14 protein-coding genes and 1 riboswitch are annotated in these 14,266 nt (G+C 65.6%); of the genes, 9 read left to right on the forward strand and 5 right to left on the reverse strand.

Annotation, left to right across the window (positions count from 1 at the left end):
• The 9 genes from L288_RS0121330 to L288_RS27140 form a co-directional block, all read left to right on the forward strand.
• On the forward strand, window positions 1-587 hold a 587-nt coding region (locus L288_RS0121330; protein ID WP_031304025.1), incomplete at its 5' end, for an SPOR domain-containing protein.
• Window positions 588-597: 10 nt separating this feature from the next.
• Window positions 598-1,755: a deoxyguanosinetriphosphate triphosphohydrolase gene (locus L288_RS27105; RefSeq protein ID WP_021237297.1), complete on the forward strand. Its 1,158-nt coding sequence runs from the start codon at window positions 598-600 to the stop codon at window positions 1,753-1,755.
• Between the two features lie 45 nt (window positions 1,756-1,800).
• Complete coding sequence (locus L288_RS27110; RefSeq protein WP_021237298.1) at window positions 1,801-2,091, forward strand: hypothetical protein; 291 nt, start codon at window positions 1,801-1,803, stop codon at window positions 2,089-2,091.
• Between the two features lie 69 nt (window positions 2,092-2,160).
• Window positions 2,161-2,260: riboswitch (glycine riboswitch) on the forward strand.
• Window positions 2,261-2,433: 173 nt separating this feature from the next.
• Window positions 2,434-3,585 (forward strand): glycine cleavage system aminomethyltransferase GcvT, encoded by a 1,152-nt coding sequence (gene gcvT, locus L288_RS27115; protein WP_021237299.1) that lies wholly within the window; start codon window positions 2,434-2,436, stop codon window positions 3,583-3,585.
• Between the two features lie 22 nt (window positions 3,586-3,607).
• On the forward strand, window positions 3,608-3,979 hold the full coding sequence (gcvH, locus tag L288_RS27120; protein ID WP_021237300.1) for a glycine cleavage system protein GcvH: 372 nt from the start codon (window positions 3,608-3,610) through the stop codon (window positions 3,977-3,979).
• Between the two features lie 114 nt (window positions 3,980-4,093).
• Complete coding sequence (gene gcvPA / locus L288_RS27125; RefSeq protein ID WP_031304026.1) at window positions 4,094-5,452, forward strand: aminomethyl-transferring glycine dehydrogenase subunit GcvPA; 1,359 nt, start codon at window positions 4,094-4,096, stop codon at window positions 5,450-5,452.
• 96 nt (window positions 5,453-5,548) lie between these two features.
• Window positions 5,549-7,120: an aminomethyl-transferring glycine dehydrogenase subunit GcvPB gene (gene gcvPB, locus L288_RS27130; protein WP_021237303.1), complete on the forward strand. Its 1,572-nt coding sequence runs from the start codon at window positions 5,549-5,551 to the stop codon at window positions 7,118-7,120.
• Window positions 7,117-7,761 (forward strand): DUF938 domain-containing protein, encoded by a 645-nt coding sequence (locus L288_RS27135; RefSeq protein ID WP_021237304.1) that lies wholly within the window; start codon window positions 7,117-7,119, stop codon window positions 7,759-7,761. Before gcvPB ends, L288_RS27135 begins: the two co-directional genes overlap by 4 nt.
• A gap of 325 nt (window positions 7,762-8,086) precedes the next feature.
• The gene (locus L288_RS27140) at window positions 8,087-8,971 is read left to right on the forward strand and encodes a hypothetical protein (RefSeq protein ID WP_021237305.1); all 885 of its coding nucleotides are present in this window, start codon (window positions 8,087-8,089) and stop codon (window positions 8,969-8,971) included.
• Here the strand turns inward: L288_RS27140 and L288_RS27145 are convergent.
• From L288_RS27145 to L288_RS27165, 5 genes are all read right to left on the reverse strand, one after another.
• The gene (locus L288_RS27145; RefSeq protein ID WP_021237306.1) at window positions 8,928-10,901 is read right to left on the reverse strand and encodes an ATP-binding protein; all 1,974 of its coding nucleotides are present in this window, start codon (window positions 10,899-10,901) and stop codon (window positions 8,928-8,930) included. The genes L288_RS27140 and L288_RS27145 overlap by 44 nt on opposite strands.
• Before the next feature lie 138 nt (window positions 10,902-11,039).
• Window positions 11,040-12,302, reverse strand: a complete 1,263-nt coding sequence (gene spt, locus L288_RS27150; protein ID WP_021237307.1) for a serine palmitoyltransferase — start codon at window positions 12,300-12,302, stop codon at window positions 11,040-11,042.
• 170 nt (window positions 12,303-12,472) lie between these two features.
• A complete protein-coding gene (locus tag L288_RS27155) occupies window positions 12,473-12,715 on the reverse strand; it encodes an acyl carrier protein (protein ID WP_021237308.1) in 243 nt (80 codons plus the stop codon).
• 117 nt (window positions 12,716-12,832) lie between these two features.
• Window positions 12,833-13,111, reverse strand: coding sequence for an ETC complex I subunit (locus L288_RS27160; protein WP_021237309.1), 279 nt, complete (start codon window positions 13,109-13,111; stop codon window positions 12,833-12,835).
• A gap of 60 nt (window positions 13,112-13,171) precedes the next feature.
• A partial coding sequence (locus tag L288_RS27165; RefSeq protein ID WP_021237310.1) for an ATP-dependent helicase C-terminal domain-containing protein occupies window positions 13,172-14,266 on the reverse strand: 1,095 nt, incomplete at its 5' end.

Raw genomic sequence — 14,266 nt, forward strand, 5'->3', positions numbered from 1 at the left:
CCCAGCCTGCCGCTTCGGCAGCAGCAACGCCCGCGCCGCCGCAGCCCAATCCCGAAGCGACGCGCACGCTGGCCGACATTATCCGCTCCATCGACGTGCCAGAGTCGGAGCGGCAGCCCGCCGTCGCCGCCGTAGACCTTAATGAGATCGCCGCGCTCCAGGCCGCCCGCCGCGCCGAACGCGAGGCGGCCGCTGAACAGGCGAAAAAAGCCGCCGCCGCGGAGAAGGCGAAAGCAGCGGCAGCGGCCAAGGCAAAGGCCGAAGCCGATGCAAAGGCGAAGAAAGCGGCGGAGGAAAAGGCCCGCCTGGCGGCGAACCCGTCCCGCAACTGGGTCCAGATCGGTACGGGCAGTGATCGCGGCGCGCTGGCCTTCACGCTCAAGAATCTGCGCCGCAAATATGACGATGTCGCGCCGCAGGACGGCTGGGTCGCAAGCTGGGGCCGCACCAACCGGCTGCTGATCGGTCCCTTCGCCAGCTTCGCCCGCGCCAAGGCGGTGGAATCGAAGCTCAAGACGGCAGGGGCTGACGCCTTCGCCTGGCAAAGCGACGCGGGAGAGGTGGTCGAAAGGCTGGGGAGCAAGTAAAGGCTCCCGTATGACGAGCCTTGCCCCCTATGCGTCGCACCCGGATCACAGCCGTGGCCGGTTGCACCCCGAAATCGGCGGCGAGGTGCGCGGCCCGCGCGATATGTTCCAGCGCGACCGGGACCGCATCATCCATTCCATCGCCTTCCGCCGCCTGCGCCACAAGACGCAGGTGTTCGTGTCCCCCGATGGTGATCATTATCGCGTCCGGCTGACCCACAGCCTGGAGGTCGCGCAGATCGGACGGACGACCGCGCGGACGCTGGGCCTGAACGAAGACCTGACCGAGGCCCTGTGCCTGGCCCATGACATCGGCCATCCGCCCTTTGGCCATGCCGGGGAGGATGCGCTGGAAGCCGCGCTCGACCAGCATGGCGGTTTCGATCACAATGCCCATACGCTGCGCACGCTGATGCTGCTGGAATCGCCCTATCCGCTGTTCGATGGCCTGAACCTCAGCTGGGAAATGCTGGAGGGCCTGGCCAAGCATAATGGTCCGGTCGAACGTCCCGGCTGGGCCATGCGCGAGGTCGATGCGCTGTTTCCGCTGGACCTTGGCCGCCATGCGTCGCTGGAGGCGCAACTGGCGGCGGTGTCCGACGACATCGCCTATGACAATCATGATATCGATGACGGGCTGCGCGCGGGATTGCTGACGCTGGACCAGTTGTTGAGCGTGCCGCTGGTGAAAAGCTGCTGGGACAGGGTGCGCGCCCGCTATCCCGATGTCGCCGAAGACCGGCTGTTGCGCGAACTGGTGCGTGAGCAGATCGGCGTCATGGCGAACGACCTGATTGCCGCCACGCGAGACAATATCCGCAGGGCGGGCGTTCGCACGGTTGAGGATGTGCGCGCCGCTGGCGAGACGCTGGTCGGCTTTTCCCCGGAGCTGGCGGCGCAGGAGCGCGACCTCAAACGCTTCATGTACGCCATGCTCTATCATCACCCCTCGCAGCTCGCGGCGGCCGACCGCGCCCGCATCATCGTGAGGGACCTGTTCCACGCCTACCGGGAACAGCCCGGCCTGATGCCGCCCGAATGGCGCGATGGCTGTCCGCCGGACGAACCCAGCCGCAGCCGCCACATCGCCGATTTCATCGCTGGCATGACGGACCGCTATGCCGAGCGGCGCCACGCGGATATTTTCGGAGCGCTGACGCCCGCCTGATGCGCGGAGCTTGCGCCGGTCCTGCGCCCGGCATAGCGTGCGCACATGAACCTTCATCCCCAGATCGCCGCGCTTGCAGCCCAGATGGAGGACCTGTCCACTTTTCTGCGCGCGCAGGGTGACCGGCTATGGCCGGGCAGGATCGATCTTTGCCGCCATCTGGTCGCGGATTCGAATTTCGCGGGGGTCGACCGCTTTCTGCGCCTGTTCGAGGGCGAGGATGGGCTGGGAGGCGTCACGCTGGGCGACCCCGGCGCGATGGCGGAACTGGAGCGGCTGCGCAAGGCGGCTCTTTCCCTCGCCCAGCGGCTGGCGAAAGAGGAGGGGGCCGATTGAGCGATTGACGCCGCGCTGCATTTCCAGCAATGCGAAGGGGTCTCCAGGGTCCGGTTGGATTCGGCCCCTGGGCATGATGCGGGAGAGTATGGGACGCCTTTGAGGCCAACCCGTCGCCGAAGGAGCAACCGCCCCGGAATCTCTCAGGCCAAAGGACCGCATCATGGGCAGGCACTCTGGAAAGCGGATGGCCTCACGCGCCGTCCCACCGAAGGGGTAAGCCGTCCGGCCGTATGCCGGTGGTCAAAGCTCTCAGGTTCCGTGACAGAGGGGGTGGCAAAGTGATGGACCGGCTGCGGTCCCGCGCGTTTGTCGCCAGTAACCCGCACGGAAAGGCCGCTCATGTCCGGCAATGAAGACGTCACCCATCTGGAAGAAGAATTGCCGCCGCAGGAATTGCCGCTCGATGCCTGGCATCGCGCGAAGGGCGCGCGCATGGTCGCCTTTGCGGGCTATCACATGCCGATCCAATATGAAGGGATCATGGCCGAACATGCCTGGACCCGCGATCATGCCGGGCTGTTCGACGTCAGCCATATGGGGCAGCTGACCTTTTCGGGCGAAGGTGCGGACGACGCGCTGGAACTGTTGTTGCCCAGCGACATCAAGGGGCTCAAGCCCTTCCGTCAGCGCTATTCCATGCTGCTGGACGAGGATGGCGGCATATTGGACGACCTTATGGTGTCGCGCCTGGGCGATGGCGCGTTCGACGGCGCGGCCATCTACATGGTCGTGAACGGTGCGACCAAATATGACGATATCGGCTGGATGATCGAGCATCTGCCCGATGAAGTGGTCATGAACCATATGGACGAGCAGGCGCTGCTCGCGCTTCAGGGACCGCAGGCGGGCGAGGCGATGGCTACGCTGGTGCCCGGAACCGCCGGTCTGCTGTTCATGCAGTGCGGCCTGTTCGAATGGCGCGGCGTGCCGTTGTGGATAAGCCGGTCGGGCTATACGGGCGAGGACGGGTTCGAGATCAGCCTTCCGGCCAGTGACGCGGCGCTGCTGGCTGATGCGCTGTGCGCCCTGCCGCAGGTGAAGCCGATCGGCCTTGGCGCGCGCGATTCGCTGCGGCTGGAGGCGGGGCTGCCGCTTTACGGCCATGACCTGACGCCTGCCGTCAGCGCCATTGGCGCGGACCTGGGTTTTGCGATCCAGAAGCGCCGCCGCGAGGAAGGCGGTTTCATCGGCCACGCGCGCGTGATGAAGGAGCTTGCCGAAGGGCCAGGGTCCAAGCGCGTCGGGCTGCGCATCGACGGGCGCCTGCCCGCGCGGGAAGGCGCGCAAATCTATGCTGGCGACGTTCTGGTGGGGGAGGTCACGTCCGGCGGCTTCGCGCCGACCGTGGGCGCGCCGGTCGCCATGGGCTGGGTCAGCCTGCCGCATGCGGCGCTGGACACCGCGCTCCAGATCGAGGTGCGCGGCAAGCGCATCGGCGCGACGGTCGTGCCCATGCCGTTCGTCCCGCACCGCTATCGCCGCAAGGCCTGACTTTTCCGAGGGGAGTAGAAGCATGAGCCGTTATTTTACCGACGAACATGAATGGATCGATGTCGAAGGTGAAATCGCCACCGTCGGCATCACCGACTATGCGCAGGAGCAGCTGGGCGACATCGTGTTCGTCGAACTGCCTGCCGAAGGCGCGACCTTTGAAAAGGGCGACGACGCCGCCGTCGTGGAGTCGGTCAAGGCCGCGTCGGACGTCTATGCGCCGATCTCGGGCGAAGTGGTGGAAACCAACGGAGCGCTGGAGGATGAGCCCGCTCTGGTGAACAGCGATGCCGAGGAGGATGGCTGGTTCTTCAAGCTGCGCATTTCCGACCCCGGCGAACTGGAAGGCCTGATGAACGAAGCCGCCTACAAGAAGTTCGTGGCGAGCCTTTGATCAGGAAAGTCCCCTCCCTTTGGCGGGAGGAATGAGGGGAAGGCCTTTAGCGCCATCTCCGCAACAAACCCACCCCCGGCCCCTCCCGTCAGCGGGAGGGGAGTGGAGAATGACATGCGCTACCTACCCCTAACCGATGCGGACCGGCAGGACATGCTGTCCGTCATCGGCGTGTCCTCGGTCGATGACCTGTTCGTGGACGTGCCCGCAGAGGCGCGGCTTTCCGGGAAGATTGCCGGTCTTCCCGACCATGCCAGCGAACTGGCGGTCGAGCGTCACATGGCGGCCCTTGCGCGGAAGAACCTGTCGGCTGGGGAAGCGCCCTTCTTCCTGGGTGCGGGCGCTTACCGGCATCATGTCCCGGCGAGCGTTGATCATCTGATCCAGCGTGGCGAGTTCCTGACCGCCTACACGCCCTATCAGCCGGAGATAGCGCAAGGCACCCTACAGGTGCTGTTCGAATTCCAGACGCAGGTCGCGCGGCTGCTGGGCTGCGACGTGGCCAACGCATCCATGTATGACGGCTCCACCGCCTGCTGGGAAGCGATCGGCATGGCCCGCCGCATCACGAAGCGCGGCAAGGCGCTGCTCTCGTCCGGCCTGCATCCCCATTATGTCTCCGTCGCGCGTACCATGGCGAAGTTCACCGGCGACGCGTTGGTGCATGAAGCGCCCAGGCTCGACGCGGCGACCGATATCGACGCGCTGATCGCGGGCATCGACAAGGACACAAGCTGCGTCGTCATCCAATATCCCGACATATTGGGCCGCATCGCCGACCTGACCCCGCTGGCGGACGCGGCGCATGAAGCGGGCGCGCTGCTGGTCGCGGTGGTGACGGAGCCTGTTGCGCTGGGCGCTTGCCGGGCGCCGGGCCATATGGGCGCGGACATCGTCGTGGGCGAAGGCCAATCGATCGGGGTCGGCTTGCAGTTCGGCGGGCCTTATCTCGGCCTGTTCGCGTGCAAGCAGAAATATGTCCGCCAGATGCCGGGGCGCCTATGCGGCGAGACGGTGGATGCGGCGGGCAAGCGCGGCTTCGTGCTGACCCTATCGACCCGCGAGCAGCATATCCGCCGGGAAAAGGCGACGTCGAACATCTGCACCAATTCGGGTCTCTGCGCGCTGGCGTTCAGCATCCACATGACGCTGCTGGGCGAGAAAGGGCTGCGCGAACTGGCGAGCCTCAACCATGCGCTGGCGGTGCAGGCCGCGGACCGGCTGGCGCAGGTGCCGGGGGTGAAGTTGCTCAACGACAGTTTTTTCAACGAATTCACGCTGGTCCTGTCCAAGGATGCGCGCGAGGTGGTGCGCAATCTGGCTGACAAGGGCGTGCTGGCGGGCGTGTCGCTGGGCCGCCTGTTCCCTGACGCGCCGGAGATTGGGCAAGGGCTGGTGGTCGCCGTTACCGAGACGGTGACGGTGGAGGATGTCGAAGCGCTGGCTGCTGCGCTTGAGGAGGAATTGGCATGATGTCGTTCCTCTCCCTGTTCGGGCTGAGCGTGTCGAAGCCCAGGCCTGATCGCAGCATTCAGGGCGAACGGATGATGTGCGGGAAGGAGTTCTGATATGACGATGCTCAAGGAAGGCCGCCCCACTGCGCCGCAAGCCGTCACCGAAGCCGACGCCGCGCCCGCCACTGCCACCGGCAACCGCGCGCTGATGCTGGAAGAGGCGCTGATCTTCGAGATCGGCTCCACCGATACGACCGGCGTCGATTTCGCGCAGGCGCCCAAGGTGGAAAGCCGCCTCGGCAGTCTGGCCCGCACGGAGGCCATCGGCTTGCCCGGCCTGTCGGAGCAGGAGACGGTGCGCCATTATACGCGCCTCAGCCGCCAGAACTACGCCATCGACCTTGGCCTGTTCCCGCTTGGGTCCTGCACCATGAAGCACAATCCGCGCCTGAACGAGAAGGTCGCGCGGATGCCCGGCTTCGCGGATCTTCACCCGCTTAGCCCCCAATCGACGGTACAGGGCGCGCTGGCGGTGATCCATGAACTTGCGGAATGGCTAATCAAGCTGACCGGCATGCACTCGGTCGCGATGAGCCCCAAGGCGGGCGCGCATGGCGAACTGTGCGGGCTGCTCGCGATCCGCGCGGCGCTGGAAGCACGGGGCGATGCGCGGAGCGTCGTCCTCGTTCCCGAAAGCGCGCATGGCACCAACCCTGCCACGGCCGCTTTCTGCGGATACAAGGTGGAGGATATTCCCGCGACCCCGGACGGCCGCGTCGATCTGGAGGCCTTGAAGGCGCGGCTCGGCCCTGATGTCGCAGCGGTGATGATCACCAATCCCAACACCTGCGGCCTGTTCGAGTGCGACATGAAGACCATCTCCGACGCGGTCCATGCCGCCGGGGCCTTCGTCTATTGCGACGGCGCGAACTTCAACGCCATCGTCGGCCGGGTCCGTCCCGGCGACCTGGGCGTCGATGCGATGCACATCAACCTGCACAAGACCTTCTCCACGCCTCATGGCGGCGGCGGTCCCGGCTCCGGCCCGGTGGTGCTGAGCCAGGCGCTGGCTCCCTTCGCGCCGTTGCCCTTCGTTGAGCGCAGGGGTGATCAATTCGTGCTGGTGGAGGAGGAGACGGCGGAGGATCACCATGCCCAGACCTTCGGCCGCATGGTCGCTTTCCACGGCCAGATGGGCATGTTCACCCGCGCGCTCGCCTATATCCTCAGCCATGGCGCGGACGGCCTGCGTCAGGTTGCGGGCGATGCGGTGTTGAACGCCAACTATGTCCTGCGCAGCCTGGACGATGTGCTGGATGCGCCATTCGGAAAAAGCGGACCCTGCATGCATGAGGCACTGTTCAGCGACAAGGGGCTGGCCGAAGGCTTCACCACGCTGGACATCGCCAAGGGGCTGATCGACGAAGGCTTCCACCCGATGACCATGTATTTCCCGCTGGTGGTCCATGGGGCGATGCTGGTTGAGCCCACGGAGACGGAAAGCAAGGCCGCGCTCGACCAGTTCATCATGGCGCTGCGCAGCCTGGCTGAACGGGCGAAGGCAGGGGAAGTGGCGCTCAAGGGCGCGCCCTATTACGCGCCGCGCCGCCGGTTGGATGAGACGCTCGCCGCGCGCAAGCCGGTGCTCACCTGGACAGAGCCGCAGGTGGCGCAGGCCGCCGAATGACGGACAGGCCGGAGCCTTGGCAACCGGGCTCCGGCCCCGCCGTCGCGGGCAAGCGCTTCGCTCCAGCGACGGAGCGCAATCGCGACGCAATATTGGCGGTTCTTCGGGACGAGCTTCCACCTTCCGGCCGGGTGCTGGAGGTGGCGAGCGGCAGCGGCGAACATGCGGTCCATTTCGCCACCGCGCTGCCCGCGCTCGATTGGCAGCCGAGCGATCCCGATCCGGCGGCGCTCGCGTCGATCGAGGCGTGGCGCGCGGAAGCGGGGTTGGCCAACCTCCTGCCCGCGATCAAGCTCGACGCCGCGGCGCAGTGGCCGGTGGAGAAGGCCGATGCGGTCATCTGCATCAACATGGTGCATATCAGCCCTTGGGCGGCGGCGATCGGGCTGATGCAGGGCGCGGGAAAGGTGCTGCCGCCCGGCGGCCTGCTCTATCTTTATGGCCCTTATTTTCGTGAAGGCATCGTGACTGCTCCCTCCAATCTCGCCTTCGATGCGTCTCTAAGGGCGCGGGACGCGGCGTGGGGATTGCGGCGGGTCGAGGATGTGATCGCCATAGCGGACGAGGAGGCGCTGGATTTTCAGCGCCTGGTTGAAATGCCTGCCAATAATCTTTCGTTGTTGTTCCGGCGGCGTTTTTGACGAGCGCCAGAAGCGCCAATGTTCTCTGCGAAGGCAGGAGCCCAGTTCCGAAGCGTCGCGGGGCGGGGCAGCCTTCCCCCAACGGCAGGGCTTTTCGAAGTTCACTTGCCTCAATGCAAAGCCGTTGGAAGATGCAGGCTTGTGGCTCGACGGCTCCGGGCTGAGAAGCGGCTCAGGCCTGTAGGCACAATATTCTGAAGGCGGGACTGGGATCTGCCTTCGCAGGAGCACCTTGTGGAGGCGCCGGATGCGTTGCAGTCCGCTTACTCACCGACAATCAAGAGCGGCCTTCGACAATTCCGCGCCGAATGGATAATGGGGCGCAATGGCCGACCAGCTCCTGTCCCTTGTCACCGCCGAACTTGCTGCCCCGGCCGACTCGCGCGCCGTTGCGATGGCGGGGGCGATTGCCGCCCGTTATCCGCAGGCGGCGCGGGCGGTGCTCTTCTATGGTTCCTGCCTTCGGGAAAAGAATCTCGATGGGCTGATGCTGGACTTCTACCTCATCGTTTCGGACTATCGCGCCGCTTATGGGAAAAGCTGGCTGGCGGCGGCGAACCGGATGATTCCGCCCAATGTCTTCCCTTTCGAGCATGATGGACTGATCGCCAAATATGCCGTGCTGTCGCAGGCTGACTTCGCCCGGCTGAACAGCCCGGCGGCGGACAATGTCTCGGTCTGGGCGCGTTTTGCCCAGCCCGCGCGCTTGCTCTGGGTCAGGGATGATGAGGCGCGCCGGAGCGCCATTCGCGCCGCCGCCAGCGCCGCGCCGACGCTGCTTTCACTTGCCCGGCCTATGACGCAGGCACCGGATGACGTGCTTGCCCTGTGGGAGACCGGCTTTTCGCTCACCTATAATGCGGAGCTGCGCGCGGAGCGGAAGGGGCGTTCGCGATCGATCGTCGATGCCGACCCGGAACGTTACCGCCTGTTCGGGCAAGCGGCTCTGGCGCAGGGACTTCCGCCATCTCCGTCTGGGGCCCAAGCAGCCAAGCGCTGGCGGCGGCTTCAGCGGCGCGGTAAAATATTGTCCGTCGTCCGGCTTGCCAAGGCGAGCTTCACCTATGCGGGCGGCATCGATTATCTGGCGTGGAAGATCAACCGCCATGCGGGCACGGCGATCCAGATCAAGCCGTGGCAGCGGCGCTGGCCCTTGCTGGGCGCGCTTACTCTGCTGCCGCGGCTGTTCCGGGGCGGTGCGATCCGTTAAGCGCGTTGGACAGGGCCTGCGACAAGCCCATCAGCGTATAGGGTTTGCGCAGCACCTCATGGCCGCCAAAGTCAGCGCTAAGCGCCGTGTCGCCCGCATAGCCGGTGACGAACAGCACCGGCAGGCTGGCGAAGGCGGGGGGCAGGTTGCGCACCATTTCCGGCCCGGTCATGTCGGGCATCAATACGTCGCTGATGATCAGGCCGATGTCGCGATAGCTGGTTAGCAGCTTTGCCGCTTGCGACGGATGTTCGCAGGCGACCGGCAGATGGCCCAGTTCGGCCAGCGCGGCCATTGTCTGGTTCAGCACGCGCGGGTCGTCCTCCACCACCAGGATGCGGGTGGGGGGGTGGAGCACGGGTTCACGCTCGCCTGCCGATGCATCGGTGCGCGCGCCCGTCTCAGCAGCCGCCTTGCGCGGCAGGTAGATATGGACGCTAGTGCCTGTGCCTTCTTCGGTATCGATGCGGATTTCGCCCTCGCTCTGCCGCACGAAGCCGAAAATCTGGCTAAGGCCAAGGCCGGTGCCCTTGCCCACCGGCTTGGTGGTGAAGAAGGGCTCGAACACGCGCGCGGCGACGTCAGGGCTCATGCCGCAGCCATCGTCGGTGACGCTCAGCATCACATAATCGCCCTGCGCGCATTCGCCGACTTCATTCGCGGCCAAATGGACCTGCGCGGTTTCGATCACCAGCTTGCCGCGCCCGTCCATTGCGTCGCGCGCATTGACGCACAGGTTGAGGATCGCATTTTCCATCTGATGCTGGTCGACGAAAATGTGCCAGCCCCTGGCATGGTTGATGATCGAAACCTTGATCTGGTCGCCGATAGATCGGTCGATCAGGTCCGCCATTCCCGATACCAGCGCTTCGGGATCGACCGCGCTGGGCAGCAGCGGTTCGGACCGGGCGAAAGCCAGCAGGCGGCGGGTCAGGGCGGCGGCGCGATTCGCGCCCTCCAGTGCATTGTCCAGATGATGGGCAGCTTCGCGGGGCTTGAGGCGAAGCTTGCGCTTGGCAAGCTCCAGCCCGCCCACGACCACCGCCAGCATATTGTTGAAGTCGTGGGCGATGCCGCCGGTCAACTGGCCGACAGCGTCCATCTTCTGCATCTGGCGCAGATTTTCTTCCGCCGCGGCGCGTTCGGCCGTTTCCTTCTTGAGTTGCTCATAGGCGCCGGACAGTTCGACCGTGCGCGCGGCAACGGCGGCCTCCAGCCGGTCGGCGCGTTCGGCCTCCATCTCCGCCATGCGCCCGGCATTGCGCCGCTCGGTATAGGCGGCGTTCGCGATCCAGAGCGCGAACAGCACGCAGACCAGCAGCACCAGCCCGAACAGGCGCGACGTCTTGCCCACCCATTCAGTGCGGTTGCCCGCCAGCGTCACCGCGACGCTGCGTTCCTGCAACCGGGCATTTTCAGCGCGAATCACCCGGTCGAGCAGGGCGGTAATGCGCTTCAGATCCTCCGACCGGCCAGCGCGGTGGAATTGGCCGAGCGCTGCCATCTTCTGGTCATAGGTGGTGCGCAGGCCGATTTCCGCCAGCGTCTTGCCGCGCTGGTTGAAGGCGGTTTCCAGTTCGCGGACATTGTTGCGCTGCCATCCCGATTGGCGGGTGGCGTAGCGCAGCAGCTTCAACTGGCTGGACGCGGTGCGCCATTGGTCCTGGAACAGGCGGCCGACATCGGGATCAAGGCTGATGACATAGCGCGCCAGCGTGACTTCGGCGCGGGCGGTCTTCGCTTCGAAGGCGCGGGCGAGGGCGATGATCTCAAAACTGCGGCGCTGTTCCTGCAACGCGCGTTCATGGTCGCGCGACGCGTTGCTGGCATTGTAGAGCAGGGTGCCGAGCGAGCCGATGAGCAGTATGACAAGGATCAGCGGCAGCAAGCGCCCCACCGCTGCCCGCCATCCTGTCGCCTGCTCTTCCATAAGATAGCTGTCCGGCATTATGAACACATTAGTCGAACAGCGTTGCAGGCGAAATGGCGAGGATAGGAAGGTTCCTCCCTGTCGCCTCCGTTCGTCTCACCTGCGTCTCGCTTCGTCGCCGGAGCGCAGCGCCCGCGATCAGCCGAGAGCGCCGGTCGCCCGTCCCGCAGCTTCGAACATGGCGATGATCTGTCCGACCTGTTCATCGCTATGCTCCGCACATAGCGAGCAACGCAGCAGGAAGGTTCCGGCAGGAGTGGCCGGTGGCCGCGCCATGTTAACGTAAAGGCCAAGCTCCAGCAGGGCCTGCCACATGGCGACGGCCTGCGCTTGATCGGTCAGGATGACGGCGATGATCGCCGACTGTGGTTCCTTGGTCCCCAGCGTGAAGCCGAGATCGGTCAGCCCCTTGTGCAGCCGCTGGCTGTTCTTCCACAGATGCGCCCGCTTTTCGCCTGCATGCATCAGCTTGCGGATCGATGTGGCGGCGGTGGCGACAACGCTTGGCGGCAGCGAGGCGGTGAAAACATAGGGGCGGCAGACCAGCCGCAGCACTTCGAACTTGGGATGGTTGGATACGCAGAATCCGCCGACCGTCCCGACCGATTTGGAGAAGGTGCCGACGATGAAATCCACGTCCTTTTCGACGCCCTGTTCTTCATAGACGCCGCGGCCGTTGGGGCCGAAAAAGCCCATGCCATGCGCTTCATCGACCAGGATCATGCAGTTGGCATGCTTGCGGACGGCGGCCACCATTTCGGGCAGCGGCGCGACGTCACCCAGCATTGAGTAGACGCCCTCCAGCACCACCAGCTTCTGGGCGTCGGCGGGCAGGCGGCCAAGGCGCTTGTCCAGATCTTCGACGCTGTTGTGGCGGAAACGGACGATCTCGGCATCGCCCAGGAAACAGCCGTCATAGATGGACGCATGGCTGTCCGCGTCCAGCACGACATAGTCGCCCCGGCCCGCCAGCGTCGAAATCATGCCCAGATTGGCCTGATAGCCGGTCGAAAAGACCATGGCGCTGGACGTGCCGTAGAAATCCTTCAGCGCGTCCTCGACCTCCCTGTGCCCCTGATAAGTGCCGTTGAGGACGCGGCTGCCGGTCGTGCCCGCGCCGAATTCGTCCAGGGCCTTCTTGCCTGCGGCGACCACATCGGGATCGAATGTCATGCCCATATAGTTATAGGTGCCGAGCAGGATCGTTTCCTTGCCCTTGATGACGGCCAGGGTCGGCGACTTGACCTCATCCATGACGATCGCGAACGGGTCGCGCACGCCCGTGGCCAGCAGCGCCTCGCGCTCCGCGATCAGGGGATCGAATTTGGAAAAAAGGTCGCGCGCGCCTGCGACTTCGGCGGGCGTGTGGGCGTCGGTGGCGGTTTCAGCAGCTTCGGTCATATTCATTTCCCTAGCCGTTCGCGCGAGCAGTGACTGAGCGCAGCCGAAGGTCCGTACCAGAGCAGGCGCGCCCGGTTCCGGGTCCTTCGCAGGCCATATCCTCCCGGCCGTCTTCGGCCCGGCGGGCTCAATCGCTCCTCAGGACGAACGGAATATCTTGTTCAGGCCGTTCAGCCCTTCAGCTTCGCCACGGCATCCACAAGCTGGCCGACATTTTCGATTTCGGCCTGCATGTTCATGGTGATGATGATGTCGAATTCGTCTTCGATCGCCGCCACGAAATCCATGACGGTCAGGCTGTCCCATTCCAGGTCGCTCGCGAATGTAGTGGCCTCGGTCAGTTCGACACCCTTCTTGTTGAAGGGAGCGATCTGCGCCGCGATGCTGTCGAAAATCTGCTGGCGATCCGTCATTATCTGTTCAGGCTTTCCCATGAAGGGGCGGCTTGTGCCCCCAAGCCCCGCCTCTTGGCAAGGGAATAAGGCGGCAATCAGGCATGATCGCGCCCGATTGTGCCGCCACCGCCACCATCAGCGGAAATTATCGGCGTAGGCCTGGATCTTCAGCGTCTTGGGCGGGGTGGGGATGACGCTGTAGTCAAGCCCGTGCTTTTCCGCATAGGCTATCGCGGCCTCCCGCGACGGGAAGGTCAGCCGCACCTGGCTCTGCGTGTCGCCCGAACCGGCCCAGCCAGTCAGCGGATCGGGCCGCTTCGCTTCGGCGGCGGCAAATTCCAGCACCCATTTGTCGGTGTTCGCCTTGCCCGACTGCATGGCGTTCTTCTGGATCTGGTGGATGCGCGCGGACATCGAAGCGTCAAACTCCCTTTGGGAAACCGCCTTTGCGTTGCACCAGCGCGCGGCGCAAAGTCAAGGCTTGGCGCGCGCGTCGGCACGTTTCGTGCGCAGCGTCGCCGCCGCGCCCGCCGGGTCGTCAGGCCAGGGATGGCGGGGATAGCGCCCGCGCATTTCCTTCGCCACCGCGCTCCAGCTTCCCGACCAGAAGCCCGGCAGGTCGCGCGTCGTCTGGATCGGCCGCCCGGCGGGCGAGGTGAGCGAAAGCACCAGCGGGATGCGCGCGCTGCCCACCACCGGATGCTGGCTGAGGCCGAACAGCGCCTGCACCCGCAATTCGACACGGGGCCCGCCTTCGGCCGCATAGTCGATCGGGTGGCTGCTTCCCGCTGGCGAGCGGAAGTCGGGCGGGGCGAGCCGGTCCAGCTTTTGCTTGCCGTCCCAGCCGATCAGTCCTTCCAGCACGGCGGACAGTTGCGAGCGGTCGATATCCGCCAGCCGCCGCCTGCCCGCCAGCAAGGGCGGGAGCCATTCGTCGAGGCTTGCCATGAGCGCTTCGGTGGACAGCGCCTCCACCCCGGCGAAAGCCGCGCGGGTGCGCAGCGATCGCGCCGCATCGGACCATGGGAGGAGGTCGAGGCCGCCTTGACGCACGCCTTCAACTAGCGAGTGAACTATCGCATTGGAATCGGGACGGTCGTCGGAGCCGGAGGACAGGCGCACGGCGCCGAGGCGGCGTTCGCGCAGGGCCTCGATCCCGCCGGTTTCAGGGCGGAAGCGCACGGTGCGGTGTTCCGCCACATGGCTGCCGAAAAGTGCCAGCACATCCGCTTCGCCGATGGGGGCGGCGGACAGGATGCGCGCGCCCGCCGCGCTGCCCTGCACCTCGCCCACGGCCAGCCATTCCTCGCGCGCCAGCGGGCTCAAGGGATCGAGCCGGAAGCCGCGCCCGCCCACGCTCGCCCATTCCGCGCCATCACCGGAACGGCGCTTCGCCACCCGGTCGGGGAAGGCGAGCGCGAGGCAGATGCCGGTGGCGTGTTCGAAGTCAGCACCGGGTGGACGGGTCGCGGGCGTCTGGGCTGGCCCGCCCCCGGCCCCTCCCGCCAGCGGTAAGGGGGACGTCACGAGCTTTGCCCAGCGCTTGGCCATGGCGCGCGCCGCGTCCGC

It is taken from the genome of Sphingobium quisquiliarum P25 (assembly GCF_000445065.1).
GTDB classification, from domain to species: domain Bacteria; phylum Pseudomonadota; class Alphaproteobacteria; order Sphingomonadales; family Sphingomonadaceae; genus Sphingobium; species Sphingobium quisquiliarum.

Coding starts and splice junctions, on each gene's coding strand:
- L288_RS27140 (WP_021237305.1), top strand. CDS start 8,087: ATGGCCGACCAGCTCCTGTCCCTTGTCACCGCCGAACTTGCTGCCCCG.
- spt (WP_021237307.1), bottom strand. CDS start 12,302: ATGACCGAAGCTGCTGAAACCGCCACCGACGCCCACACGCCCGCCGAA.
- L288_RS27145 (WP_021237306.1), bottom strand. CDS start 10,901: ATGGAAGAGCAGGCGACAGGATGGCGGGCAGCGGTGGGGCGCTTGCTG.
- L288_RS27110 (WP_021237298.1), top strand. CDS start 1,801: ATGAACCTTCATCCCCAGATCGCCGCGCTTGCAGCCCAGATGGAGGAC.
- gcvH (WP_021237300.1), top strand. CDS start 3,608: ATGAGCCGTTATTTTACCGACGAACATGAATGGATCGATGTCGAAGGT.
- gcvT (WP_021237299.1), top strand. CDS start 2,434: ATGTCCGGCAATGAAGACGTCACCCATCTGGAAGAAGAATTGCCGCCG.
- L288_RS27160 (WP_021237309.1), bottom strand. CDS start 13,111: ATGTCCGCGCGCATCCACCAGATCCAGAAGAACGCCATGCAGTCGGGC.
- gcvPA (WP_031304026.1), top strand. CDS start 4,094: ATGCGCTACCTACCCCTAACCGATGCGGACCGGCAGGACATGCTGTCC.
- gcvPB (WP_021237303.1), top strand. CDS start 5,549: ATGACGATGCTCAAGGAAGGCCGCCCCACTGCGCCGCAAGCCGTCACC.
- L288_RS27105 (WP_021237297.1), top strand. CDS start 598: ATGACGAGCCTTGCCCCCTATGCGTCGCACCCGGATCACAGCCGTGGC.
- L288_RS27155 (WP_021237308.1), bottom strand. CDS start 12,715: ATGACGGATCGCCAGCAGATTTTCGACAGCATCGCGGCGCAGATCGCT.
- L288_RS27135 (WP_021237304.1), top strand. CDS start 7,117: ATGACGGACAGGCCGGAGCCTTGGCAACCGGGCTCCGGCCCCGCCGTC.